Source organism: Phaeobacter piscinae, from assembly GCF_002407245.1.
GTDB lineage: Bacteria > Pseudomonadota > Alphaproteobacteria > Rhodobacterales > Rhodobacteraceae > Phaeobacter > Phaeobacter piscinae.
In genome coordinates, this window is the sequence record NZ_CP010681.1 from 2478574 (window position 1) to 2500588 (window position 22015).

The window sequence follows — 22015 nt, forward strand, 5'->3', positions numbered from 1 at the left end:
CGGGCCGTTTTCATTTCTACTCACCCAAGTGGCTCAAACCAAAACAAAAAACTGCGCCCGCAGGTCTTGCGGACGCAGGTGCCGTTCACCCTTAGCTGTGGCTAAGGCTCAGAACTTCGACGTCAGTGTCAGGGCAATGTTTCGCCCGTCGCCAAAATAGCAGGCACCGCCCTGACAGGTGGTGACATAACGCTCATCGGTGAGGTTCTGCACATTCAGCGACACCAGCCAATTGTCCTGACCGTAAGAAACAGCCGCATCATAAAGCGTATAGGACGGCGTCAGATAGGTCCCGGTTCCCCCCCAGGCTTCGCCGTTGTAGCGCACGCCGCCGCCAAAGCTCCAGCCCTGCAAGGCGCCCGCTTCGGGGGCGTAGTTCAGCCACAGCGAGGCGGCATTCTTCGGCACCTGCGCGATATAATCGCCCTCGGCATCTTCGCTATCAAGATAGGTATAAGCCGCATCCACTGTCAGATCACCAAAGCGGTGGAACAGTTCCAGCTCCAACCCCTTGGCCGAGGCGGCACCGGTCTGCACCTGAAAGCCCGGATTGCCCGGATCCGCCACCGTCATATTGGATTTGGTCAGATCGAACACCGCCGCCGTCAGCAGCGTATCACTGCCTGCTGGCTGGAATTTCACACCCAGTTCATACTGCTCACCACGGGTCGGCTCAAACGCCTTGCCATTCACATCGCTGCCAATCGCATCCTGACGGAAGCTTTCGGCGTAGCTGATGTAGGGGGCGATGCCGTTGTCAAAGCGGTACATCACCGCCGCATTGCCGGTCCATTCGCTGTCACTGGCCGCGATGCTGGTCGCACCAAAGCTGCCGGTACTCGGCCCGCTCTCGATCTTGCCATAGCGCAGACCAAAATCGACAAACAACCGGTCATCATAGCTGGCCCGCTGCTGCACATAAGCGCCGGTTTCAGTGATGGAGGTTCCCGGTGTATCCGTCACCGAGACCGTCGGGTAACCAACATAAACCGGGTTGAACGGATCAATCGGGCCAACCTGTGCGCCGTAACCTGTGTCGCTGTCGTAATGGCCGCGCGTATAGCTCGCCCCGACAATGGTTCGCATGTCGAAACCACCAAGCCGGTATTCCGCCGTGCCATAGGCATCAAGCCCCCAGGTCTTCAGCGTGTTTTCAGCCCGGTAGAAGGTCCGGTTGATGGTGCCATCCGCATTGTACCGGCCTGAGCCGAAGTTGTCGAAGGCCCACCAGGCATGCTGGTATTCACCGTCGCTCTCCAGATAGCGCGCATTGGCGTTGAGGCTCCAAACCGCGTTGAAGCGATGTTTGAACATCGCCGTGATGGCCCGTTGTTCTGTATTGAACGTGTCAAACCCCGGCTCCCCCACAAACAGGCTGTTGGGCAGGTAATCGCCATTGCCAAGCCCGGTCGCAGGCAGCAGCGTGCCCGCCATGGAGGCAAACTGGATCAGCGGGCTGCCATCGCTTTTCTGGTAGTTGGCCAGAATGGTCAGCTCTGTATCGTCGCTGGGCCGCCAGGTGATCGAGGGCGCCAGAACAACCGTGTCATCCTGCGAATGATCGACCTGTGTTTCAGCATCCCGCAGCAGACCGACAAAGCGATAGCGCAGGGTGCCGCTCGCGTTCAGATCACCGCTGACATCCACCGCCGCCTGTTTGCGGTCATGGGATCCGACCTGCAGCTGAAACAGGTTTTCGGCCTCCTGTGCGGCGGTTTTGGATGTGGTGTTCACCACCCCGCCCACTGCGCCGCTGCCATACAGCCCGGAGGACGGGCCTTTCAGCACCTCGACGCTGTTCAGCAGGAAGGGTTCCGGCTTGGTGTCATTGTAAAACCCATACCGCGCGGGCAGCCCGTCGTGCAGGGTACTGGCGTCAAAGCCGCGCACCAGATACCAGTTGGCGCGGCTGTCCAGCCCCCATTGGCCGCCAACAACCCCGGCAGAATATTGCAGCGCCTGTTCGACATTCTGGGCACCGCGCTCCGCCAGCTCCTGAGCGGTGACCACCGTGACCGAGCGCGGCGTCTCGGCAATGGCATCCCCGGTTTTGGCCACCGTGCCGGTATCAAGGGACACGCTTTTGCCAAAGAAGGCATCCCCGGAGTCCTGAGTTACAATAATTGGTTCCAGTTCGACAACTTCAGCCATTGCCGGCACAGAGGCCAGCAGGGCAAAGGTCGACACAGCAGTGCGTCGCAGAATCATGTCCCGTCTCCGCTTGTTTTGCGGTTGATGTTCTGCCTGACTTTTCGCTGGGTGATTGGGGGGTAGCCGGGCTGAGTTCTGCTGGCAAGACCTGATACCAATCCCGGCTGCAAAAGCTCTGCAGCCGGTGCAGAAACCGCAGGTTTCGCACGCATCAAGCGCAGCAAACCACGCCCACACCCCATAAGATCGCAAAGCAGCCATCGCCCCCTTTGACCGCGTCCGGTTAACCCCGCCGAAACATCTGTTGCAGCGTCACCAGATATCTGCGCCCGCCCCCTGCGCAACGCCCAGAAAAAGTATCAACACCCCTGCCCGAATGTTTCGCACGCGAAACAATTGGACAGAAACGCTGACCTGACACCGCGCCCTCGGTAGCCATAGCTGGAACAGCTCGCTCAGCGCGCCCCATTGAAGACAGTGACAAACATGATTGCCATTACATAGTTTGCTATCTATATTAATAGCAGGCACTGTAATTGACCCAGCATGGAGACCCGCCATGAAAACACGCATCCACGCCATCGCAGGCACGATCGGCTTTCTGACCATCTTGCTGTTCTGGACATCCACTGTCCTGTCTGAACTGTTTGCCTCCCATGAAACAGTGGCGGCGGTGAAATCAGCGATCCTGATGGGCATGTTCATCCTGATCCCGGCAATGGCGATTGTCGGCGGCTCCGGGTTCTCGCTGGCCAGCGGGCGCAATGAGGCGCTGGTTTCGGCCAAAAAGAAGCGGATGCCTGTTATTGGCGCCAACGGTCTGCTGGTGCTGATGCCGATGGCCTTCTTTCTCGAATCCCGGGCCGCAGCCGGACAATTCGATGCCACCTTCTACAGCTTGCAGGTCGTCGAGCTGCTGGCGGGGGCAACCAATCTGGTCCTGATGGGGCTGAACATGCGCGATGGCATTCGCCTGTCAGGAAAGGCCGCGCCGGCCACTCAGGTCACACTGACCAGCAGCGAGACACTCGCAACCGGAACAATGGCGTTTCACATGACAAAACCCGCGGGATTTCAGCATCAGGCGGGTCAATGGATCCGCCTGACCATCGCAAATGCCGCAGAGGATGGAAAAGCCAGGTCCCGCATCCTCTCCATCGTCAGCGCACCGGATGAGCCGCAGATCACAGTGGCCACCCGGCTGAGCGACAGCGCCTTTAAACGCAGCCTCAGCACACTGCCCGACGGGGCAGAGCTGGCGGTCGCCGGCCCTTCCGGCACCTTCACCCTGCACGAAGATACCAGCCGGCCTGCGGTTTTCATTGCCGGCGGCATCGGGATTACCCCGTTCATGTCGATGTTGCGGGACGTCACGGCGACCAACTGCGACCATAAAATCACACTGTTCTATTCCAACCGCGCCCCCGCTGCCTCTGCCTTCCTGAGCGAACTGGAGAACCTGCAGAAGACCACTTCCAACGTCCAGCTGATCGCGACGATGACCGATCTGGACGCCGATGACAGCTGGCGCGGTGAGACCCGCCAGATTGATCAGGACATGCTCCGCCGCCACCTCAGCGATCTCAATGCGCCGATCTACTATTGCGTCGGCCCTGCGGGCATGGTGACCGCCACGCAGAAAATGCTCACCGCCGCCGGCGTGGCAGAGCAGGATATCCGGGTTGAATCCTTCACCGGCTACTAAGGTCTTTTGACCAACGTGAAATCGGTCCGCCCCCCCTTGCCTCGACTGTTACCGGGGTAAGGGGAGCGAGGCGCCTCAGTTCAAATCCCCCGCGCGGAGCGTTTTGACCACCCGCTGAAGCAGGTCGATAAATGTTCGGCGTTCCGCCTCCGACAGATCGGCCAGCATTACGCCGTTTACATCCCCGGCCGCCCGGTAAGCCTGATCACGGATCGCCTTGGCTTTCTCCGTCAGATAGATCACCCGGGCCCGCCCATCCTCAGGATGCGCCTGCCGCACAATCAACCCATCCCGCTCCATCCGGTTCAGTGTATTGGCCATGGTTGCCTGTTCGACATCCGTTTTGGCCACCAGTTCACGCTGGGTCTGACCATCGCGCTGCCAAAGCGCCAGCAGCGCCGGGAACTGCCCGGGCACAATGCCCAGCGGTTCGATTTCCCTGCGCAGCCCCTCAAAGGCAAGCCGCGCCAATTGATTTATCAGATATCCGGCTGAGGTATTTTGATCAAAGGTCATGCGCCACCGGTAGCATTGCATAGCATAGAATGCAATAACGCCGCAAAGCGCGGCTCACCGCGCCGTATCACGCTCAGTCATGAGTGGCCCTATCAGAACGCGCCCAGAATGCGGTGCTAGCACCACCTGCTCCCGCCCTGCGACGGCTCATCGGACACATTCGACAGGCAAAACATCACCCTGCGGCCGGTTTAGCCGTCGATTGGCTGAACCGCCTGAACCGCGCGCTTCGCCAGTTCCATAATCGCCTCTCGGCTGCGCGCTACCGCGATGAACCGGGCGTTGTGGCAGAATTTTGCCCCTGCAACACCAGAGGCAGCCACAAGCGCCTCATCCGTAAGGCCCGCCCAGGCTGCGGGCAGATCGGCGCGGCTCTCGAAACTGTCGCCGCTCTTGCGGATGGTGGTCAGCGTCCAGTCGCTGCCGCGCGGATGCACCACGAACAGCAGATGATCGGCGCCCGCCTTCTCCACCGCTGAGCGGAAGGGCATGCCCATCGGCAACTCCAGCACCCTGCCCGCGCCTGCGACCTCAATCGCCTGCAGCACCATGGTTTCCGCCCGCCGTTTCGCAGCCTTGCCCCGGATCGACGCCTCGACAAAGGCCCGCGCCACCGGCAGCGCCGCCAAGAAGGCCCGATCATCCGCACCTTCACTGCGGTCGTCAAACACCGGCTTCAGCGTTTCCAGCAAAACCGGCAGCGTCATCCCTGCCAGAGGCCCAGCCACACCGGGGTCAATCGCACCATTATCCAGCAGATCCACCGGCAGCACGAAGCCCTGATCAAAACTGTGGTGGATGGCGTCAATGTCGGCCTCCGGCACATCGAGGCTGCGAAGGTAATCACGCCCGAAATGGTGCCAGATCAGGCCAAAGGAGCTGTAGGGCTGGCCATCTTCGCGCAGGGGATTGGGGCGCTGATGATGGTCGAAAATCTGCGCCGCGGCATCATAGGCCTGCCCCACATCATAGATGATCCGCCCCGTGTCCGGCGTGATCCATGCAGCCTCCCGCGAGCGTATCAGCTCTGCATCGGGAAAAAGACGGGTCAGGATCACCGAGGACAGAAGTTCATCGGCATGAAACCCGCCGGAATGGGTCACAAGATGGGTGATGGTCATAAACAACGCTCCACGGCGGCAGGACAGAAGACAGGCGCCCCAAAAGGCGCCCACAGGTTTCCAAGACAGCAAGCCGTGGCGCGGCCGACCTCGCCCCAGACCCCATCTGATGGCGGATCCGATAGCTCAAAATCAGGGTTGAAAACAACAGCAGAGTGAGAGTTTCTGCGGATCAGCTGTGGCCGCGATCCTTGCCCAGACCTCTGTCCGACACGGCGCCTAGCCCGCTCCCTTGTCGATCAGAACCCGGGTCCATTTCTCGCCGCGCCACAGGTCGCGAAGCGCTCCGATCTGACCCAGCTCCTCGCGCTGGCGGGCAGCCTCTGCATCCCGAAGGTCAAGGATGATAGCGCCGTCCTTGGTGACACTTTTTCCCCAGAACTGCGCATAGGTATTCGCCGGGTAGTGAAAGCCGCAGCTGAGCAAGGACAGCGCCAGATCGACCTCCGTGGTCCGCGTTGCCTCCTCGCGTCCAGGGTTGAGCGTTGTCACGGCCTCTGCCGCCACCCCATTGGCCAATAGGAACGCCCGCGCCGTAGCAAGGCTGCTGTAGGCCGCTCCCTCGGCGTGAAACCCAAAATGCGTCGCGTCATTGCTTTCCAGATCAATCAGCGTCAGCGCGGGCTGGAAATCCCGGGCAATGAACAGGTCAATGAACCCGTAGCCACATCCGATGTCCGCGACATGTTTCGGAGCGAGGGTTGCAATGGTGGGTTTCAGCGCGAGATATTCGAGATAGAGAACCGAAATCGCACGCCTGAGCAGCAGATCGCCCCGTCGGGCCACCTCCGCCTGAAGCGCGTCGGGTTTTCCCTTGGACCATTGCCGGATCGGCAGGCCGGGGCGATCCAGATCAAAGAGAACCTCGGAGCGCTGCAACACCGTATTGAGAATGTCCTTGTCAGAAAACATCGACAGATCAAGCGCGCCCACCAATGGCGACCGGGTGACCTCTTGCACATGGTCTGCATCGAACATTTCTGTCTCCCTGATTTTGGCGATCGGTCTACGTAACACCGCCGCCCCCTTGAACTCATATGAGACATAGGTGCGCGGCGAAAAACAACAGTGTTATCAGATAGGTTCAAACAAACTAATGGCCCGCAGTCTCTATGCATCATCAAATGCTTGCGACCTTTCCGCATATGCACATTAATCTCCTCAGCCCCTCCTGAAAAGGCAGCTGCAGCAGGTCGTGTCGCCAGCGAGCTGGCCATTTTTCCAGGCCAGTATCAGCGGGCATCGCGCAACAAACCAGGCCAGAGGCGCCACAAAGTATGTAACGGGGCAAAGCCAGTGGCTGATGACCAAGACATCAGGACCTCACAGGCGATCCAGACAGTCGCGTGCTTGGCATGGTCCAGAGCATGGATCTGTCCACCAGAGGGAGCTGATACCAGCAAACGGACAAAAACAAATGCAGCGGCGGCAAGGATCAGCTTTTCCATGACTGAGAGCCCGGGAGACTGGCACCCGCCAGCCGGGTGCAGCCGCTGCGAACGTCCTTTGAACACCGCGATATCTTGAACGAAACTGGCGCCCCAACCTCCCAGACCTTCGATGACAGCAGCAGGTGGAACATGTCCTAAACCAGGGCGCCAGAACTTCGATCTGCATGGTTCGCGCGGTTAAGTTGGACAGGCTGCCATGCTATGCTCAGCCAATGAATGTCTCCCGAGGGTCAGACAACGCCGCCGTCGACAACCTTCTCGGGATGTCGCTCCGCCCAGTCCATCAGGAATTCCGCCACCTCTGCCACGCCTGTCAGCGCGATTGCGCGGCGTGGCAGGGTGATGCCTTCGCCTAGTGCCAGATCCAGACAGGCGATGTGGTCGCGCGCGGCGGCCTGCGGGCAGTTTTCCGCGCCATGCAGAATGGTCGACAGCAGCGTGCCGCCAAAGCCGTTCACATGGGTGAGATCCGGTTTGAGGCTCAAAAGATAGCGCAGAACCTCCGCCGCCCCTTCCCAACCTGCGACCTGCACAGGCGTCAGCCCTTCGCTGTCGGGGCGGTCATAATCGACGCCGATGGCAACCAGTCGCCGGATATGATCCAGCTTACCGGGCAGATGCAGGATCTGGCGAATGATGTCGCGGTAGGCCTCCGGGATCGCCTCGGGCGATAGAACAGCCCCCTGCGGCGCCCCCTCTGCGGCGGCTGCCAGGGCCTCCTCCACTGGGGTCAGGGTTGTGTCCGCGCCCCGCTCTGCCAAGAGCTGCGCCAGATCGCGGTTGCCGAAGACACGCGCATAGGCATAGGGGGTCGCGCCCTGAAACCGGCGGTTCAGCGCCGCGCCATTGTCCAGCAGCAGCGTGATCATCTGCCGGTCGGCCATGCGGCGGGCGGCCTGATGCAACGCGGGCACCACCCAGGGCGTCTCACCGCCCACGGGGCGCCCGTCAAAGGCGTCAACTTTGGCACCGTGATCCAGCAACAGCTGCACCGCCTGCAGGTCATGGAAATCCATGGCACGGAGCAGCGCGTTGGTGCCCTCCGGCTCGGCACCATGGGCCAGCAACATCCGCAGGCCGTCGTGATGCCCCAGTTCGGTCGCGTGATAAAGGCTCTCGCCGTCATCGGGGTTGGCACCCTGCTCCAGCAGCCATTGCCCCAGCGCCATGTTGTCGGCATGGCCAATCGCAAAATAGAGCGGCGACAGGCGGTGGTCGCTGCCGTCATGCACCGGCGCACCAAGGTTGATATCCGCGCCCGCCGCCAGAAGCGCCTCGGCGATGGCCAGCATATCCGCCTCCCGCTCCGGCGCGTGGTGGATCCATCGGGAGCGCGCTAGAATGGTCATCGGTGGGGCGACATCGCCGATCAGCGCCGTTGCATGCTGCGCGGATTGGTCCAGTGCCGCCAGCACCTCGGCCTTGCGCAGCAGGCTGAGGCTGAGGCCAAAATCACCATCCGCAAGGGTCGGGGTGTCAGCCAGCAACTGATCCGCAACCGCAAAGTGACCAGCATAGAGCGCCCCCCGCAGACGCTGGCGTTTGGCGGCCAGATCCATCCCCAACAACTCTGCCGCGAGTTTGAGGGCAGGCCAGGAGGGAAAGCCGTTTTCCCGCGCGATCACATGCAGATAGTCGGCATGTCTCAGCGGGGTTTCAGGTTCGCGTGGTCGCTGGCTGGCGATCCGCTGCAGGGCGATAGTGTCGTGGGAGTGATGGGCTTTGCGCAGCGCCTTTGCGTCGCGGCGCAGTTGGTCCAGAGATTTGGTCATCGGTGTCCTCATTCAACGCCCGACGGTCCGCTATGTGCGAGCATGAGACATACCGAAGAAGGCTGTCGTCTGATGTGGTTTGGGGTGCCGATGACGGCTTTCCGCGGACCTGGTGGCTCCCCCGGCAGCGGTGTCATGTTAGGCCGATGCCCCGCTTAGGGCAAGAGGCCCGGGCACTGGGGCACGGAGGGGGATGGCGCCCCTTTCTGCCGGTGAGGACAGTTCTGTCAGTACATCACCTGGTTGAGGGTGATATGGAGCGGGGAGCCTGCCGGCAGTTTGGTGCTGCCGCGGGCGATCAGCCAGCCATCTGCGCGTTCAAGCCGCGCCACCACCTGCAGGGTCGGGGAGAGGGCGGACAGCGCCGCCGATGAGAGGGTGAAGTCGATCCGCTTGGCCCGGCCTGTGCTGATCAGGTCAAACTCCAGCGCCGGATCCGAGGTGCCAGGCTGATCCGGCTTTGATAGGGAAATGGTGATCCGCCCTTTTGGGATCTTGGCGTCCCCTGCAAAAATCAACCTGCCCTGCACGACCTCCGACTGGGCCTTGGCGCGATACGTCAGGGCCGTCAGTGCGAAACCGGCAGCCCCCAGAAGCAACGCGCGGCGGTGAGGATGGCGAGGCATGGTGTGTCCTTTGTCGACCTGAGGCAGGCACAGGGAGTGATGAGACCCCCTGTGCCAAGTTTACCGGCTATTTCTGGACCGGATCAGATGATCACAAAATCATCTGCGCCCAGCTGCAATCCGGACTGCAACTGCGCAAACTGGATGGCATCAACGCCGCCAATCCCGTCCGCATCATAGGAGAGCGCCCCACTGTCGGAGTTGTAGACAATGCGGTCCGCGCCATCCAGCGCGGTGCCAGAGGCGCTGCTGTGGAAGGCGTTGAAGTCAAGCACGCCGGCCTCTCCCACCTCAGTAAAGATGGCGCTGTCCAGCAGGATCGTATCGCTGGCGGTATCGAAATCGCGGATCTCGTCAATGTTATCCGCCCCCAGTTCGGTGGAGAAGCGGAAGAAATCATCCCCTTTGCCACCGATCAGCGTATCGTCCATCAGCCCGCCATCCAGCAGGTCATTGCCACGTCCGCCTCGCAGAACATCTGCGCCAGCCTCACCCGGTTGCGCCGGTGCCGGTGGGAATTCAACCGAGACGTTCAGCTCATAGGTGGAACCTTCCGGCACGCTTTCGGACCAGCCTTCGGCGGCATCCGGTGACCAGCTGCCCTCGACAATGAAATAGGTGCCGGTTTCCTCGACCACAAAGACGGTGCTGGAATCGCGGTTGCTGGTGGAGCCGGGATCGCCGCCGCCATCATCGTTCTGGGTGACGATATTGCCCTCGCTGTCCAGCAGGCGGACCCAGCTGTCGTGGACATTGGGATCGGCGATGCCGTCGATGTCGATGGTCAGCACGGTGCCTGCCGCCAGATCAATGCTGTAATAGCCCCCCTGCCCGTTGCCGGTGGCATTCACCGTGGTGTGCAGCACGGTGGTGGAGTCAAAGATATCCGGATCCTCGGTCAGCGAGAAATTGTCCGAGATATCAAAGGCGGTTTCCATCGAGTTGTTGGTGGCGTCCGGCCCCAATGTGGCATAGCCGGTGCCCATACCCGGCTGCGGTATCGCATCCGCTGCATCGGCGTAATCCCCGAGTAGAATGTCGTCGCCGGCCGCGCCGCGCAGGGTGTCATCGCCGCCCTGCCCGGTCAGCACATTGGCACCCTCATCCCCCTTCATCCGGTCGTTGAAACCAGAACCAGACAGGTTTTCGATAGAGACATAGGTGTCGCCCTCGGTCTTGCCATTGGTCATGTTCAGTCTCACGCCACGGGCCGACTGCGCGTAATCTGCGGTATCGCGACCAATCCCGCCATCCAGCAGGTCTGCCCCACCGCCACCGCTCAGGACATCATCACCCGCACCGCCGCGCAGGGCATTGTCGCCATCGGAGCCAATGAGGTAATCGTCGTGGAAGGAGCCGGTCGCATTTTCCACATCGACAATGATATCATGACGAATGGTGGTGCCGCGCCCGACAATCTGCACCGGACCATCGGCATCGCCCCCACGGGCGGTGCCGTTTTCCAGATCCACCGTCACGCCAACGGAACTGGTGGTATAGAGCACCGTGTCCACGCCTGCGCCACCGTCGAGATAATCCTGACCGCTGCCGCCGATCAGCACGTCATCGCCGTCCTCACCATAGAGCATGTCACCGTCGTTGCCGCCGTCCAGCGTGTCGTCACCGCCACCGCCGTTGAAGACGTCGCCGCCGCCCTGCCCCCAGAAGTGGTTGTTGTCGGAGGTGCCGATAAAGCGGTCGATGCGATCATCGGAGCCGATCAGGTTTTCAATACTGTAGAAGGTATCGCCCGACGCGGTGCCGCCGCTGGCCACATTGGTCTCCAGATTGACCAGCAATTGGAACGGGCTTTCCTGGCTGAAATCAACGGTGTCACTGCCAGCCCCACCGCGGAACACATCCTGACCGGCCTGACCGCGCAAGAGGTCATCGCCGTCGCCGCCGTCCAGCAGGTCATCACCGGCCCCCCCGTTGATGGTGTCATTGCCGTCGCCACCATAAAGCGCATCATTGCCATCATCCGTTTCGGTCTGATCCTCCAGATCCTCAATCGCGATGGTGTTGTTGATGTCGCGGCTGGCCAGCGTGTCACGACCACCGATGATCAGATCATCACCGCCAAGGCCGAAGATCGTGTTGCCCCCTGCGCCACCGTCCAGGGTTTCACTGCTCTCATCGCCGATGATCAGGCTGTCGGTCGCATCAGTCGGCCCGCCGTTTGGCGCATCCGGCGCGTCACTGCCCGGTGTTCCCGGCGTGCCGCCTGCGTAGATGATAGTCTCCACATTGGCGATGTCGCCCAGATCCAGCCCATCGGCCACCACGATCACGGTGTCATTGCCGCCGTTTTCTTCCTCGCGGACGATATCATCAATGGAATCAACAAAATAAACGTCATCGCCGCCATTGCCCGCCATCCGGTCATTGCCCGCGCGCCCGTCCAACACGTTGTCGCCATCATTGCCAATCAGGATATCGTCGTAGCTGCTGCCGATCCCTGTCTCGATGTAATATTCCGTCTGGTCGGCATTGTGGCCCGCAAAGATCGACACATTGTTGCTGTGGCCGTTGACGCTGGAGAACTCACCCGCGCGCAGGTCCAGAATGGTGCTGGCGGTGGAACCGGAGAAATCAATGGTGTCATCACCGCCGGTGTCATGGATCACAAAGCCGATGTCATGCTGCGGCCCGTCCTCGGTCAGCAGGTAGCCATAGTCGGTGCTGTTGAAACCATAGGTATTGTCGTCGGTATTGAGGTTGATGGTCTGATAGGTCCGCACGCCGTCATCATCGACGGTCGAATAATAACGCCGGATGATCGCCTCGATGTCGCCCATCAACGGGGTCACCGCCGACCAGCGTGTCTCCTCGCCCACGTCGATGCCATCAAAATAGGACATGACGCTGTACTGCTGGCGGTCATAGGTCCAGGTGGCATTGTTCAGATAGTTGATCTGCACTCCGCCGGGGCCGCTGTAGTTGTAGAGACCGGGATGATTCAGGCCGAATTCATGGCCAAACTCATGCACGAAGGTGTCAAAGACATAGCCGCCAAGATCGGTGATATTCGGCTCGGTGTCGTGGAAGCGCTGGCCGACACTGACATAGCGGTCGCTGGAAAAGGCGCTGCCGTCGCTCGGCTCGCCGATTTCGGGGCTGACCACCTCCATCCAATGGAGATCCGCATCATAGGGCGCATCATCGACAATCTCGAACTGCAACGGCGTGACCGAGGACCACATCTCCAGCGCACCGATGGCGGCGTCCTTATAGGCCGGGTGATCGTTCAGCCCGGTCAGGTTGATCACCAAGGGTTCAGCGGCGATTTCCGGGGTCAGGCTGCGGCCAAGCGCGCCCAGATAGTCAAGAAACCCCTCGTAATCCTCGCTCTTGCCAAAGGGGTTCTCCGGCGTCTGATCATTGGTCCACCACTCGGTGGTGCTGTCGGTTGTTGCGGGCATGTTTGCCTCCCTGTCATTCAACCCAGAGTAGTCCGACCTGTTGGGCAAAATTCACCCGCAGCCCTCCGCAGGCATAGCGGAGCGCCCGGGCAGCCATTGGCCGACCTCGGAGATTATAGATATATTGGTTTCGCGCCCTGATCGTTTCCGAATTGAATGATCGTACAACTCACTATTTCTGGTGAGTTTTTCAACATTCCTTCGTTTCGGCAAAAGCTGGCCCATTGACGTGGGGGAATGGGCGAAGTTGTGCGGAGAGATGCCAGCGCTGCAACTCCACGCAGAACGGCGAATTGACAGCTGGTCGCCGCCTCACCGATCGAATCAATCTTAGGTAGTGTATCTGTGGCGCGCTGGGAGGCCTCATAGCTTGCCCCGCGACAAAGGGGCCAGTTCTCCGGTTGCCGGACTGGAGACACCCTCTGCCATCAGGGTGCACATCAGACATAGGCGGAAGGCAGATACAGAAAAAGGCGCCCGTTGGGCGCCCTGTCTAGAATTCGTCAGTTCATTCTGCCTCCGGCTCGCCAGACCTAACGCGTAGTTACCGGCGGGGGCATATCGCCCAAGCATCTGCAGGTGACAGGCGCGAGACCTTAATGTGTCCAGGGGGCGCGGCGGTTGGTGGCGAAGTTTTCGCCGTAGCCGCCAGCGCGGACATTGGCCTTGCGGCTCTTTGGCTCTGTCACCACGGCGTCGATGCCGTTGGCCTCGGCGTATTCCAGCGCGGCCTCTTTGGTGTCGAAGCGCAGGCGCACTTGGCTCTGGGTATCATGCGAAGACGTCCAGCCCATCAGCGGGTCCACTTCCCGCGCACTGGTCGGCACGAAATCCAGAACCCATTTGCGGGTTTTGGCCATACCGGAGGTCATGGCGTTCTTGGCTGGCCGATAAATCCGCGCTCGCATGGGATATCTCCTCGTCAATCTCTGCCCCCTATATGCGCTGAACCCTGCGGGCGGGCAAGGTGGCAAATGCCGCAGATTGCGCAGGTTTGGGTGGAAAACCGGGGATTTCAGGACCTTCGCGACAGGTTTGAGCGCAAAGCGGGGCCTTCATCTATGCGCGCGGGCAAAATCCCCCTTGAATAAGAACAAAAACAGACCAATCTCTGCCCCTAGCAGGAGAGAGCCACAATGCCATACGCCCATTCCGACAAATCCATGCCGATGATGGCTGACCGCGCGCCGCAGCACCGCCCCAAGCTGGAAGGCGGGCGAGAGTTTGTGATGCATACGGAGTTTGATCCGGCGGGCGACCAGCCCACCGCAATCAAGGAGCTGTCAGCAGGCGTGCTGGACGGCGAGCGCAATCAGGTGCTGCTGGGGGCGACCGGTACGGGCAAGACCTTCACCATGGCGAAGGTGATCGAGGAGACCCAGCGCCCGGCCATCATCCTCGCCCCAAACAAGACACTGGCGGCGCAATTATACGGCGAATTCAAAGGCTTCTTCCCGGAGAACTCCGTCGAATACTTCGTCTCCTTCTACGACTATTACCAGCCAGAGGCCTATGTCGCGCGCTCCGACACCTATATCGAGAAGGAAAGCCAGATCAACGAACAGATCGACCGGATGCGCCACTCCGCCACCCGGTCGCTGTTGGAGCGGGATGATGTGATCATCATCGCGTCTGTGAGCTGCATCTACGGTATCGGCTCGGTCGAGACCTATTCGGCGATGACGCAGGATTTGAAGGTCGGCGATGACTATGACCAGCGGCAGGTCATGGCCGATCTGGTCGCGCAGCAGTACAAACGCAACGATCAGGCGTTTCAGCGCGGCAGCTTCCGGGTGCGCGGCGATTCGCTGGAGATTTTCCCCGCCCACCTTGAGGATCGCGCCTGGCGGCTGTCCTTCTTTGGGGAGGAGCTGGAGGGCATCACCGAATTCGACCCGCTCACCGGCGAGAAAACCGGCACCTTCGATCAGATCCGCGTCTATGCAAATTCCCACTATGTGACCCCGAAGCCGACGCTGAAACAGGCGGTCATTTCGATCAAAGAAGAGCTGAAGATGCGGCTGGATCAGCTGGTTGGTGAGGGCAAGCTGCTGGAAGCACAGCGGCTGGAGCAGCGCACCAATTTCGACATTGAAATGCTGGAGGCCACCGGCCATTGCAACGGGATCGAGAATTACTCGCGCTATCTGACGGGGCGCGCCCCGGGGGAGCCGCCCCCTACCCTGTTTGAATTCATCCCGGACAATGCCATTGTTTTTGCGGATGAATCCCATGTTTCCGTGCCGCAGATCGGCGGCATGTACAAAGGTGACCACCGGCGTAAATTCACATTGGCCGAACATGGTTTCCGCCTGCCGTCCTGCATGGATAACCGTCCCCTCAAGTTTGAGGAATGGGACGCGATGCGCCCGCAATCGGTCTTTGTCTCGGCAACGCCGGCGGCCTGGGAGATTGAGCAATCGGGTGGCGTTTTTGCTGAACAGGTGATCCGCCCAACTGGCCTGTTGGATCCGCAGGTCGAAATCCGCCCGGTGGATATGCAGGTCGACGATCTGCTGGACGAGGTGCGCCGCGTCACCGCAGATGGGTTCCGCACGCTGGTGACCACCCTCACCAAACGCATGGCCGAGGATCTGACCGAATATATGCACGAACAGGGGATCAAAGTCCGCTATATGCATAGCGACATCGACACGCTGGAGCGGATCGAAATCCTGCGCGATCTGCGGCTTGGCGCCTTTGACGTGCTGATCGGCATCAACCTGTTGCGTGAGGGTCTGGATATCCCCGAATGCGGGCTGGTCGCCATTCTGGATGCCGACAAGGAGGGCTTCCTGCGCTCCGAAACCTCGCTGGTTCAGACCATCGGTCGCGCGGCCCGGAATGCTGAAGGCCGGGTTATCATGTATGCTGACCGCATCACGGGTTCGATGGAACGCGCCCTTGGCGAGACCAACCGCCGCCGCGAAAAACAGATCGCCTATAACGAGGAACACGGCATCACCCCCGCAACCGTCAAGAAAAACGTCGAGGATGTGCTGGCGGGTCTCTATGAGGGCGATGTGGATATGAACCGCGTCACCGCCACCATCGACAAACCGATGCATGGTGCCAATCTGGAGGCCCACCTGGCCGGGCTGCGCGAGCAGATGCGCAAGGCCGCCGAGAACCTGGAGTTCGAGGAAGCCGCGCGGCTGCGCGACGAGGTCAAGCGGCTGGAAGCGGTGGATCTGGCGGTCTCTGACGATCCGCTGGCGCGGCAATCCGCGATTGAGGCCGCATCAGATGCGGCGGTGAAATCACGCGGGCGTTCCACTGCGGGCAAGGCCGGGACACGGGCCTATCGGGGCAAGTCGCAGAAGAAGTTTTCGTCGTAGGCTCAGCGGGGCTAGCTGGTTCACGAGAAGATAGCGGAGGCAACAGCGCCCGCCCCCCGACAAACCGGACACGAAAAAAGCCCCCCGCGATGGCGGGGGGCAAACTGTGCCGGATCAGGCAGCTGCGTCTCTTAGTTGGATTCGGCGGCAACTTCGTCAGCGGCGTCTTCCGGCGGGGTCACTTTCAGGCCGGGAACCGAGATTTCAGCTTCTTCCATGGTCACATCGACGTCGGGGACCTTCACCGTTGCGGTTTCCTCGGTAATGGAGACGGACCCCACCTCGGCATCGAATTCAGGCAGGTTGCCGCCTTCGACGCTGACATCAACGTCAGGCAGGCTGGCTTCTTCAGTCTGGTCGACGTCCACCATGTAGATACCAATCGCAACGGCGATGACGGCAATAACACCCAGGACAATTCCAGTAGTGGTTTTCATAACGTGGTTCCTTTCCAATTGCGATACATCTCGGTGATGGTTCGGAGAGGAAACGAGATATCCGGTGAATTGGTTCCAAAAATTTTTATCGGAACATTCTGAGCCTTTGCATGGTTGGGATCACAGAACACAATCATTGGAGAGAGAAAATGGGTTACAGTCTTCTTGGTCTGATCATTCTAATTGCCGATCTCTATGCGATTTATCAGGTTCTGACCTCAGGCGCCTCGACCGCGGCCAAGGTGGTCTGGACCCTCGTCATTCTGGTCCTGCCTGTCATTGGTCTGATCGCATGGCTGATCGCTGGCCCACGCGGCGACAAAGCACGCATCTAACAATATGTTATGAAGAAAAATGCCCCGATACCAGACGATGGTATCGGGGCATTTTTTTTGATGACCTGCGCGATCAGGGGCGCAGCAGGCAAAGGCCTGGACATCGGTTTAATGCGCTGTCTTTAGTTGGCGATACCTGACGTCCGGGCATGTCGTTCTTAAAAATCAAAAAGATCTTCGAGAAACCCACCACGTTTTTTCTTGTAGCGTTTTTTGGAATAATGCCGATCTGAATCGCGTTTCTCGGGGCGGTAGCTGTCACGCGGCGGCGTGGGTTGCTGCGGCGCGGATCGTTCAATGATCTTGTCCAATTCACCACGATCCAGCCAGACACCCCGGCATTGCGGACAGTAATCGATTTCCACTCCGGCCCGGTCGGTCATGACCAGCTGTGTGCCATCAATTGGACATTGCATCGTTTTCTCCTCACAAAACATGATTGCATTGCAAGTGGGGTCGCTTTTGCCGCACGACAAGTCTGGCGGCGCAATATTGCGCGCCCGGCGTCAAAACAGCGCAAGCCTCAGCGTACGACATGTACCGCACAGGACGCGTGTCGCACCACCTGGGTGGCGGTTGAGCCGAGCAACAGATCCTGCATTCCGGGACGGTGTGACGCGATGATGATGAGATCGGGAGAATTGTCTTCGGCCCAGTCGAGGATGGCGCGGCCGGAATGGCCGTCGATCAGCAGGCCGCTGGCATTCGGCAGGGTTTTGGCCAGCCCGTCCAACTCTGCTTGCAACGCCTTGCGCGCCGCATCGAGGTAATCAACCGGCATGTAGGAAATCGCATAGGCCGGCACCTGTTCGACCACATGCAAAAGCGTGATCTTCGCCTCCGGCGTGGCCAGCAGCCCCGCGAGTTTCAGTGGGCCGCTGACATCGCGATCCGGGTCGAATGAAATCGGGACAAGAATATGGCTGTACATCTGCGCTTTCCTCTGTCTGTGACCGCATCATGGGACAGGCCTATCATGGGGCAGGCCCGAAGCGCCTGCCTTGATCAAGATCAGCTGCCCACAGATGGGAAACGCGCCACAGATCAAAAGGTTGCGGCGACCTCATACATCACCGGCTCAAAGCTGCGGCAAAGCTCATTGATCTTGCGATTGCGGTTGCGCATCTCGGCGCTGCGCAACATGGCCATAAAATCCTCGCGCCGACGCCACTGGGAATAATTGGCAATCCGCGTCTGAGCATCGTTCACATGCAACCCGGCGGAAATGAACCCCGGCTGATGGGAAATAAACTCGGCATAGGCCTCAGTCAGGGCGTCCAGAAGGTCCTGGCAGGTGCCCGGTGTCATCTCGAATGTGGTGATGACGGTTTGGGTTTCGGTATTGGTCGCGATCGTCGGCATGGCTTCCTCCGTTGTCCGGGTCCAGCCTACGCCGGTTTGGGAAAATCCGGCAGAGATTTTTGCCACACCGGGCGGCCAACCTGATGTTCCACAAAAAGAGTGGTCAAAAGTGAAAACAACTTTAAGATGTTTTCATGTCTCATCACTTCGCCCGTCTTCTGGCACTGATCCTGGCCTGTCTGATGCCTTCGGCACCGGTCTTTGCCGGGGCGTGGTTACAGCAAAAAGGACAGGGGTTCAGCGCAACCAGCCTGACCCTGCGGCGGGATCTGGCCGCGATAAAGGGGCTGGACGCAGGACAGCGCATCCCGGCTGAGGTTGGCTATTACGGTGAATACGGGCTGCACCCGCGCTGGACCGTGGGGGTGGATCTGAACCTGAGCCGGGGCAGCTCTGCCCATGCGCTGCTGTTCGTGCGCCATCCCCTGCCCCAGCTGGGGCACGCCAATACGGCGGTGGAACTGGCGTTGGGGCTGAACCAGAGCAGCGCGGTCTGGGCGCCAATGCAGCGACTGACGCTGTCATACGGGCGCGGGTTTGACACCCGGTGGCGCGACCGGCCGCTTTCGGGATGGGTGGCGCTGGATCTGGGCCATGAATGGCGCAGCAAGGGGCTGGAGCAGACCTGGAAACTGGATGCCACATTCGGGCTGAACCGCCCCGGCAAACTGGCGCCGCTGTTGCAGGTGGAAACCAGTAAAACGGCTGGGGCCTCGCTCTCCGTTGCGGTCACCCCCAGTCTGCGGGTGCCACTGGCGCGTCGCTTCGGCAAGGACGCGCCAGAGCTGGTGATTGGCCTACAACACAAGCGGACCGAGACCCGGTCGCTGGGGATCAAACTGGCGATCTGGCACCGGTTCTGACCCCGTCCGCGCATCTCAAGGCGAGGGTCACTTGTCCACCCGGACGGTCACCTGCACAGTGCCGCGCACCGCCTCGGGCCAGATCAGCTGCACCTGATCGCGACGGCTGCCAACCCGCAGTTTGGTGTGCGGCATGGCGTGGCGGTCTGCGCCGCCACTGACCTCCACCGGGCCAATCGCGATGACGCTGTCGACCCCCCGCGCCTGCCCGCGGAACGGCAGCATATCATCAGTGTCGACCGTCCAGGTCTTGGCCGTACTGCCCTGCACATGTTCAATCCGCAGCGGATTGGCCACGGCGGCTGAGACATTGTGATAGGTGTTGCCCTCGTAAAAGATGCTCTTGGAGCGACTGAAATCGAGATCCGCAAAGCTGGTATCCACCCGTTCCGCCCGGTCGATGGAGCCATTGATGGAGCGGAATTTATTCCCCGACACCGTCATCCCATTGAGGAAATGGCCGCTGCCATAGGGTTTGACCACGATGTAGCTGAACCAGCGGGCCACATCACCGGAGAGGAACACATTGTCAGTGATTGACAGCGCGCTGAAGGAAAAGCCGCTGCTGAAATCCGGCCGCGCATCGCGTTCATTGGTCCATTCCACAAAGCAGTTGTCGATGTAATTGTCCGACACGGTGGAAGCGCAATTGGTGCTGGTCAGGATCAGCCCGGCGGTGCGACTGCCATCGGCGACGGTATCGCCCTGAAAGAAGTGGTTGCCGGTCACGGTCTGGTTCTGCCCGCCCAGGAGGGCGAAATGGCGGAACTTGGTCGCACGGTTGTTGCGCAGCTTGGCGTCATTGGCATTCACATTCAGCGCGATGGACTGGCGCGCGGAGACATTCAGCGGCTCCTCATCGGAGAGGAACTGGCAATTGTCCACCAGAATGCCCTGACAGCCCGACCCGATGGAGGTGAGGCCGCGATTGAGCGGACGCGAGATGAAACAGTGATCCAGACTGAACACCGTGCCGGCAGGCGCAAGACGGATCCCGCTACAACGGCCCGCGCATTGGATTTCCACCTCGGTCATGCCGAATTTGCTGAGCGCGCTGAAACCGCTGAAATCCAGCATGTATTTGAAGTCGCGGAAGGTGAATTGCTGCGTGCCGACCGCATCGTAAAGCGGCGCGGTCAGGGTCAGTTCCCGCGCGCCCACGTTTTTGGCCCGGACATAGATCTCGCGCCCGACGCCGCTGCCTTCGACCAAGGCGCCGACGGGGATATTGGCGATATTGGCGACATTGGTCAGCTTGCGCGCGTCGCTGGTGCTGTAAGTCGCCTGTGCAGTCACCGTGTCGGTGTCCCAGGCGGCATTGGCGGCGGCCTCCAACTGGCCATTTCGGATCACCCGGCGGGTGGCATAGCTGGTTTTGTTGGGCACCGCCGCCTGCATATCGACCGGCCCGCGCAGGGTGACCTTGCGCCCGCAGAGATCCAGCGATTCATGGTCGGCGTTGTTCAAAAGCGCCTGAAACGCCTTCTTGAAGCCCAGTTCCTCATCCCCGAAGGCGGCAGCGTAGCTGGGGAAATCAAAGTTGCGGGTGAGCAGCAGCATCCGGTTGGTGGGCATGCGGACGGTGCCCTCAAACCGGACCTCATGGTTCATAGAGACCGTGCTGGCGAGGAAGAACTCCCCCGCCGGAACCAGCACACGGCGGCCTGCGGCGGCGGCATCTGCGGCCTCAAAGGCGGCAGTATTGTCGGTGCTGCCATCGCCGACGGCGCCATAATCGGTGACATCCACAAGGCTGATCATGTCGCGCAGGAACACGCCGGTGACATCGCGCACCGCGATATCCTCGATTCGCACCACGCCGCCGTTTGCCCCGATCAGATCCAGCCCCACATGGGCAAAGCGCGCGGCACGGCCCCAGGGCATATCGACGCCATTGCGGCTGCCGGTGCCGACAATGGCCGTGACCTCAACCACCTCGCCGTAGGTGGAGAGGCTGGTGCCCGGCCCGGTTTCCACCACGCCGTCCAGATGGCCGCCGCCGGACTGTCCGGCCCAGGCCGCGATGCGCACTGTGGGCAGGGCGCCGCTGATCGCCTTCACCTTTGCGGTGATCTGCAGATAGCAGCCCGGCGTCAGCATGGTGCGGGTCATATTGCGCAGTTTTTGCACCGAGGTGGTTTTTTGCAGCTCCAGACAGCCACCGAAATCGGGGTCCGCCGCGACAAAGGCCGCATTGGCCGCCCCCTGATAGGTGTCCGATCCCGGTGTGCCATTGCCGCTAGACCAGTTGGCCAGCCCCTCAGCAAAGGCCGGGGGCATCAGCTCTACGCCGTCAGTGATCGCTATGTTCATCAGTCACCCTTTCCAAAACCGCCGTTTCCGGCACCGCAGGCCGCAGCCCGGTTCAATCAGGGAAAGGGTTATACCGGGCGGGATTTAACGCGCTGTCAGAGGGGCGTTCGCAGGGTATGCACCACCCCCGTTGTAGAAGGGGGCGGTCGATTGGTCATCGAGTGGGCGGGTCAAGCAGTCGGGGCGTCCGCAGTCAGCAGCTGGACCGCGTTGATTTTCCAGCCCGCCGCAGTCTCAACCATCTGATAATCAAGGAGGTGCACGCGCCCCTCGGGGTCGGTGATCATCACCCGCTGCCACAGGCCGCCCGCAACATTGCGCAGATCCAGATAGCGTACCTCATCGGGTTGCCAGACCATGGGGTAGCCGGACTGTACCATGGTCGCAAACCGCTCAGAGCTGCCAAACAATCCCTGGATCATCGGAGACGCATGGGCAAAGGCAGCCTCCGCATCGCCGCGCAGAAAGGCCGCGATCTGATCGCTGATCACCCCGGTAATGGCCGTATCGCGCCCCTCAGCAGAGGCGGAAACAGGCAGCGCCATCATGGCGACGCAGATACTCATCAACATAAACTTGCGCATAAAACATCTCCCTTGATGA

19 protein-coding genes are annotated in these 22015 nt (G+C 60.6%); 4 read left to right on the top strand and 15 right to left on the bottom strand.

The features are described from left to right. Positions 1-108: 108 nt before the first annotated feature. Positions 109-2208 carry a TonB-dependent siderophore receptor gene (locus phaeop14_RS11645; RefSeq protein WP_096789618.1) on the bottom strand — a complete coding sequence of 700 codons (2100 nt, stop codon included), beginning with the start codon at positions 2206-2208 and terminating at the stop codon, positions 109-111. Positions 2209-2710: 502 nt separating this feature from the next. Here phaeop14_RS11645 and phaeop14_RS11650 point away from each other — a divergent pair. Further along, a complete protein-coding gene (locus phaeop14_RS11650; RefSeq protein ID WP_096789619.1) occupies positions 2711-3856 on the top strand; it encodes an FAD-dependent oxidoreductase in 1146 nt (381 codons plus the stop codon). Positions 3857-3931: 75 nt separating this feature from the next. Here the strand turns inward: phaeop14_RS11650 and phaeop14_RS11655 are convergent, their stop codons facing one another. The 8 genes from phaeop14_RS11655 to phaeop14_RS11690 form a co-directional block, all read right to left on the bottom strand. Next, on the bottom strand, positions 3932-4372 hold the full coding sequence (locus tag phaeop14_RS11655) for a MarR family winged helix-turn-helix transcriptional regulator (protein WP_096789620.1): 441 nt from the start codon (positions 4370-4372) through the stop codon (positions 3932-3934). A gap of 191 nt (positions 4373-4563) precedes the next feature. Continuing rightward, the gene (locus phaeop14_RS11660; RefSeq protein WP_040179730.1) at positions 4564-5493 is read right to left on the bottom strand and encodes an MYG1 family protein; all 930 of its coding nucleotides are present in this window, start codon (positions 5491-5493) and stop codon (positions 4564-4566) included. 219 nt (positions 5494-5712) lie between these two features. After that, positions 5713-6471, bottom strand: a complete 759-nt coding sequence (locus phaeop14_RS11665; protein WP_096789621.1) for a class I SAM-dependent methyltransferase — start codon at positions 6469-6471, stop codon at positions 5713-5715. Positions 6472-6725: 254 nt separating this feature from the next. Beyond that, positions 6726-6941 (bottom strand): hypothetical protein, encoded by a 216-nt coding sequence (locus tag phaeop14_RS11670; protein WP_096789622.1) that lies wholly within the window; start codon positions 6939-6941, stop codon positions 6726-6728. A 233-nt stretch (positions 6942-7174) separates the two neighbouring features. Beyond that, positions 7175-8716: an ankyrin repeat domain-containing protein gene (locus tag phaeop14_RS11675; protein ID WP_096789623.1), complete on the bottom strand. Its 1542-nt coding sequence runs from the start codon at positions 8714-8716 to the stop codon at positions 7175-7177. Between the two features lie 227 nt (positions 8717-8943). Next, positions 8944-9342, bottom strand: coding sequence for a hypothetical protein (locus phaeop14_RS11680; protein ID WP_096789624.1), 399 nt, complete (start codon positions 9340-9342; stop codon positions 8944-8946). 83 nt (positions 9343-9425) lie between these two features. Next, positions 9426-12764, bottom strand: a complete 3339-nt coding sequence (locus phaeop14_RS11685; protein ID WP_096789625.1) for a M10 family metallopeptidase C-terminal domain-containing protein — start codon at positions 12762-12764, stop codon at positions 9426-9428. 596 nt (positions 12765-13360) lie between these two features. Continuing rightward, positions 13361-13672 carry an ETC complex I subunit gene (locus tag phaeop14_RS11690; RefSeq protein ID WP_040173490.1) on the bottom strand — a complete coding sequence of 104 codons (312 nt, stop codon included), beginning with the start codon at positions 13670-13672 and terminating at the stop codon, positions 13361-13363. A 228-nt stretch (positions 13673-13900) separates the two neighbouring features. On the opposite strand from phaeop14_RS11690, the gene uvrB reads away from it, so the two are divergent. After that, the gene (gene uvrB, locus phaeop14_RS11695; protein WP_096789626.1) at positions 13901-16102 is read left to right on the top strand and encodes an excinuclease ABC subunit UvrB; all 2202 of its coding nucleotides are present in this window, start codon (positions 13901-13903) and stop codon (positions 16100-16102) included. A 131-nt stretch (positions 16103-16233) separates the two neighbouring features. On the opposite strand, the gene phaeop14_RS11700 is transcribed toward uvrB, so the two are convergent. Next, the gene (locus phaeop14_RS11700; RefSeq protein ID WP_096789627.1) at positions 16234-16539 is read right to left on the bottom strand and encodes a hypothetical protein; all 306 of its coding nucleotides are present in this window, start codon (positions 16537-16539) and stop codon (positions 16234-16236) included. Between the two features lie 149 nt (positions 16540-16688). On the opposite strand from phaeop14_RS11700, the gene phaeop14_RS11705 reads away from it, so the two are divergent. Next, on the top strand, positions 16689-16874 hold the full coding sequence (locus tag phaeop14_RS11705) for a PLD nuclease N-terminal domain-containing protein (RefSeq protein ID WP_096789628.1): 186 nt from the start codon (positions 16689-16691) through the stop codon (positions 16872-16874). A gap of 158 nt (positions 16875-17032) precedes the next feature. Here phaeop14_RS11705 and phaeop14_RS11710 read toward each other — a convergent pair whose 3' ends face one another. From phaeop14_RS11710 to phaeop14_RS11720, 3 genes are all read right to left on the bottom strand, one after another. After that, positions 17033-17290: a TFIIB-type zinc ribbon-containing protein gene (locus tag phaeop14_RS11710; RefSeq protein WP_096790301.1), complete on the bottom strand. Its 258-nt coding sequence runs from the start codon at positions 17288-17290 to the stop codon at positions 17033-17035. Positions 17291-17397: 107 nt separating this feature from the next. Further along, on the bottom strand, positions 17398-17805 hold the full coding sequence (locus tag phaeop14_RS11715; protein ID WP_040173479.1) for a universal stress protein: 408 nt from the start codon (positions 17803-17805) through the stop codon (positions 17398-17400). Positions 17806-17918: 113 nt separating this feature from the next. Next, entirely contained in the window at positions 17919-18236 is a 318-nt protein-coding gene (locus tag phaeop14_RS11720; RefSeq protein WP_014875520.1) for an antibiotic biosynthesis monooxygenase family protein, read from the bottom strand. A gap of 134 nt (positions 18237-18370) precedes the next feature. Between phaeop14_RS11720 and phaeop14_RS11725 the strand changes: the two genes are divergently transcribed. After that, positions 18371-19099 carry a hypothetical protein gene (locus phaeop14_RS11725; RefSeq protein WP_244905764.1) on the top strand — a complete coding sequence of 243 codons (729 nt, stop codon included), beginning with the start codon at positions 18371-18373 and terminating at the stop codon, positions 19097-19099. 27 nt (positions 19100-19126) lie between these two features. Here the strand turns inward: phaeop14_RS11725 and phaeop14_RS11730 are convergent, their stop codons facing one another. Further along, positions 19127-21412 carry a glycosyl hydrolase family 28-related protein gene (locus phaeop14_RS11730; protein ID WP_096789629.1) on the bottom strand — a complete coding sequence of 762 codons (2286 nt, stop codon included), beginning with the start codon at positions 21410-21412 and terminating at the stop codon, positions 19127-19129. Between the two features lie 170 nt (positions 21413-21582). Then, complete coding sequence (locus phaeop14_RS11735; RefSeq protein ID WP_096789630.1) at positions 21583-21996, bottom strand: DUF4864 domain-containing protein; 414 nt, start codon at positions 21994-21996, stop codon at positions 21583-21585. Positions 21997-22015: the final 19 nt, after the last annotated feature.

Excerpts from the sequence above, each read along its gene's own strand:
- phaeop14_RS11645 (WP_096789618.1), bottom strand. The coding sequence starts at position 2,208 with ATGATTCTGCGACGCACTGCTGTGTCGACCTTTGCCCTGCTGGCCTCT.
- phaeop14_RS11650 (WP_096789619.1), top strand. The coding sequence starts at position 2,711 with ATGAAAACACGCATCCACGCCATCGCAGGCACGATCGGCTTTCTGACC.
- phaeop14_RS11655 (WP_096789620.1), bottom strand. The coding sequence starts at position 4,372 with ATGACCTTTGATCAAAATACCTCAGCCGGATATCTGATAAATCAATTG.
- phaeop14_RS11660 (WP_040179730.1), bottom strand. The coding sequence starts at position 5,493 with ATGACCATCACCCATCTTGTGACCCATTCCGGCGGGTTTCATGCCGAT.
- phaeop14_RS11665 (WP_096789621.1), bottom strand. The coding sequence starts at position 6,471 with ATGTTCGATGCAGACCATGTGCAAGAGGTCACCCGGTCGCCATTGGTG.
- phaeop14_RS11670 (WP_096789622.1), bottom strand. The coding sequence starts at position 6,941 with ATGGAAAAGCTGATCCTTGCCGCCGCTGCATTTGTTTTTGTCCGTTTG.
- phaeop14_RS11675 (WP_096789623.1), bottom strand. The coding sequence starts at position 8,716 with ATGACCAAATCTCTGGACCAACTGCGCCGCGACGCAAAGGCGCTGCGC.
- phaeop14_RS11680 (WP_096789624.1), bottom strand. The coding sequence starts at position 9,342 with ATGCCTCGCCATCCTCACCGCCGCGCGTTGCTTCTGGGGGCTGCCGGT.
- phaeop14_RS11685 (WP_096789625.1), bottom strand. The coding sequence starts at position 12,764 with ATGCCCGCAACAACCGACAGCACCACCGAGTGGTGGACCAATGATCAG.
- phaeop14_RS11690 (WP_040173490.1), bottom strand. The coding sequence starts at position 13,672 with ATGCGAGCGCGGATTTATCGGCCAGCCAAGAACGCCATGACCTCCGGT.
- uvrB (WP_096789626.1), top strand. The coding sequence starts at position 13,901 with ATGCCATACGCCCATTCCGACAAATCCATGCCGATGATGGCTGACCGC.
- phaeop14_RS11700 (WP_096789627.1), bottom strand. The coding sequence starts at position 16,539 with ATGAAAACCACTACTGGAATTGTCCTGGGTGTTATTGCCGTCATCGCC.
- phaeop14_RS11705 (WP_096789628.1), top strand. The coding sequence starts at position 16,689 with ATGGGTTACAGTCTTCTTGGTCTGATCATTCTAATTGCCGATCTCTAT.
- phaeop14_RS11710 (WP_096790301.1), bottom strand. The coding sequence starts at position 17,290 with ATGCAATGTCCAATTGATGGCACACAGCTGGTCATGACCGACCGGGCC.
- phaeop14_RS11715 (WP_040173479.1), bottom strand. The coding sequence starts at position 17,805 with ATGTACAGCCATATTCTTGTCCCGATTTCATTCGACCCGGATCGCGAT.
- phaeop14_RS11720 (WP_014875520.1), bottom strand. The coding sequence starts at position 18,236 with ATGCCGACGATCGCGACCAATACCGAAACCCAAACCGTCATCACCACA.
- phaeop14_RS11725 (WP_244905764.1), top strand. The coding sequence starts at position 18,371 with ATGTCTCATCACTTCGCCCGTCTTCTGGCACTGATCCTGGCCTGTCTG.
- phaeop14_RS11730 (WP_096789629.1), bottom strand. The coding sequence starts at position 21,412 with ATGAACATAGCGATCACTGACGGCGTAGAGCTGATGCCCCCGGCCTTT.
- phaeop14_RS11735 (WP_096789630.1), bottom strand. The coding sequence starts at position 21,996 with ATGCGCAAGTTTATGTTGATGAGTATCTGCGTCGCCATGATGGCGCTG.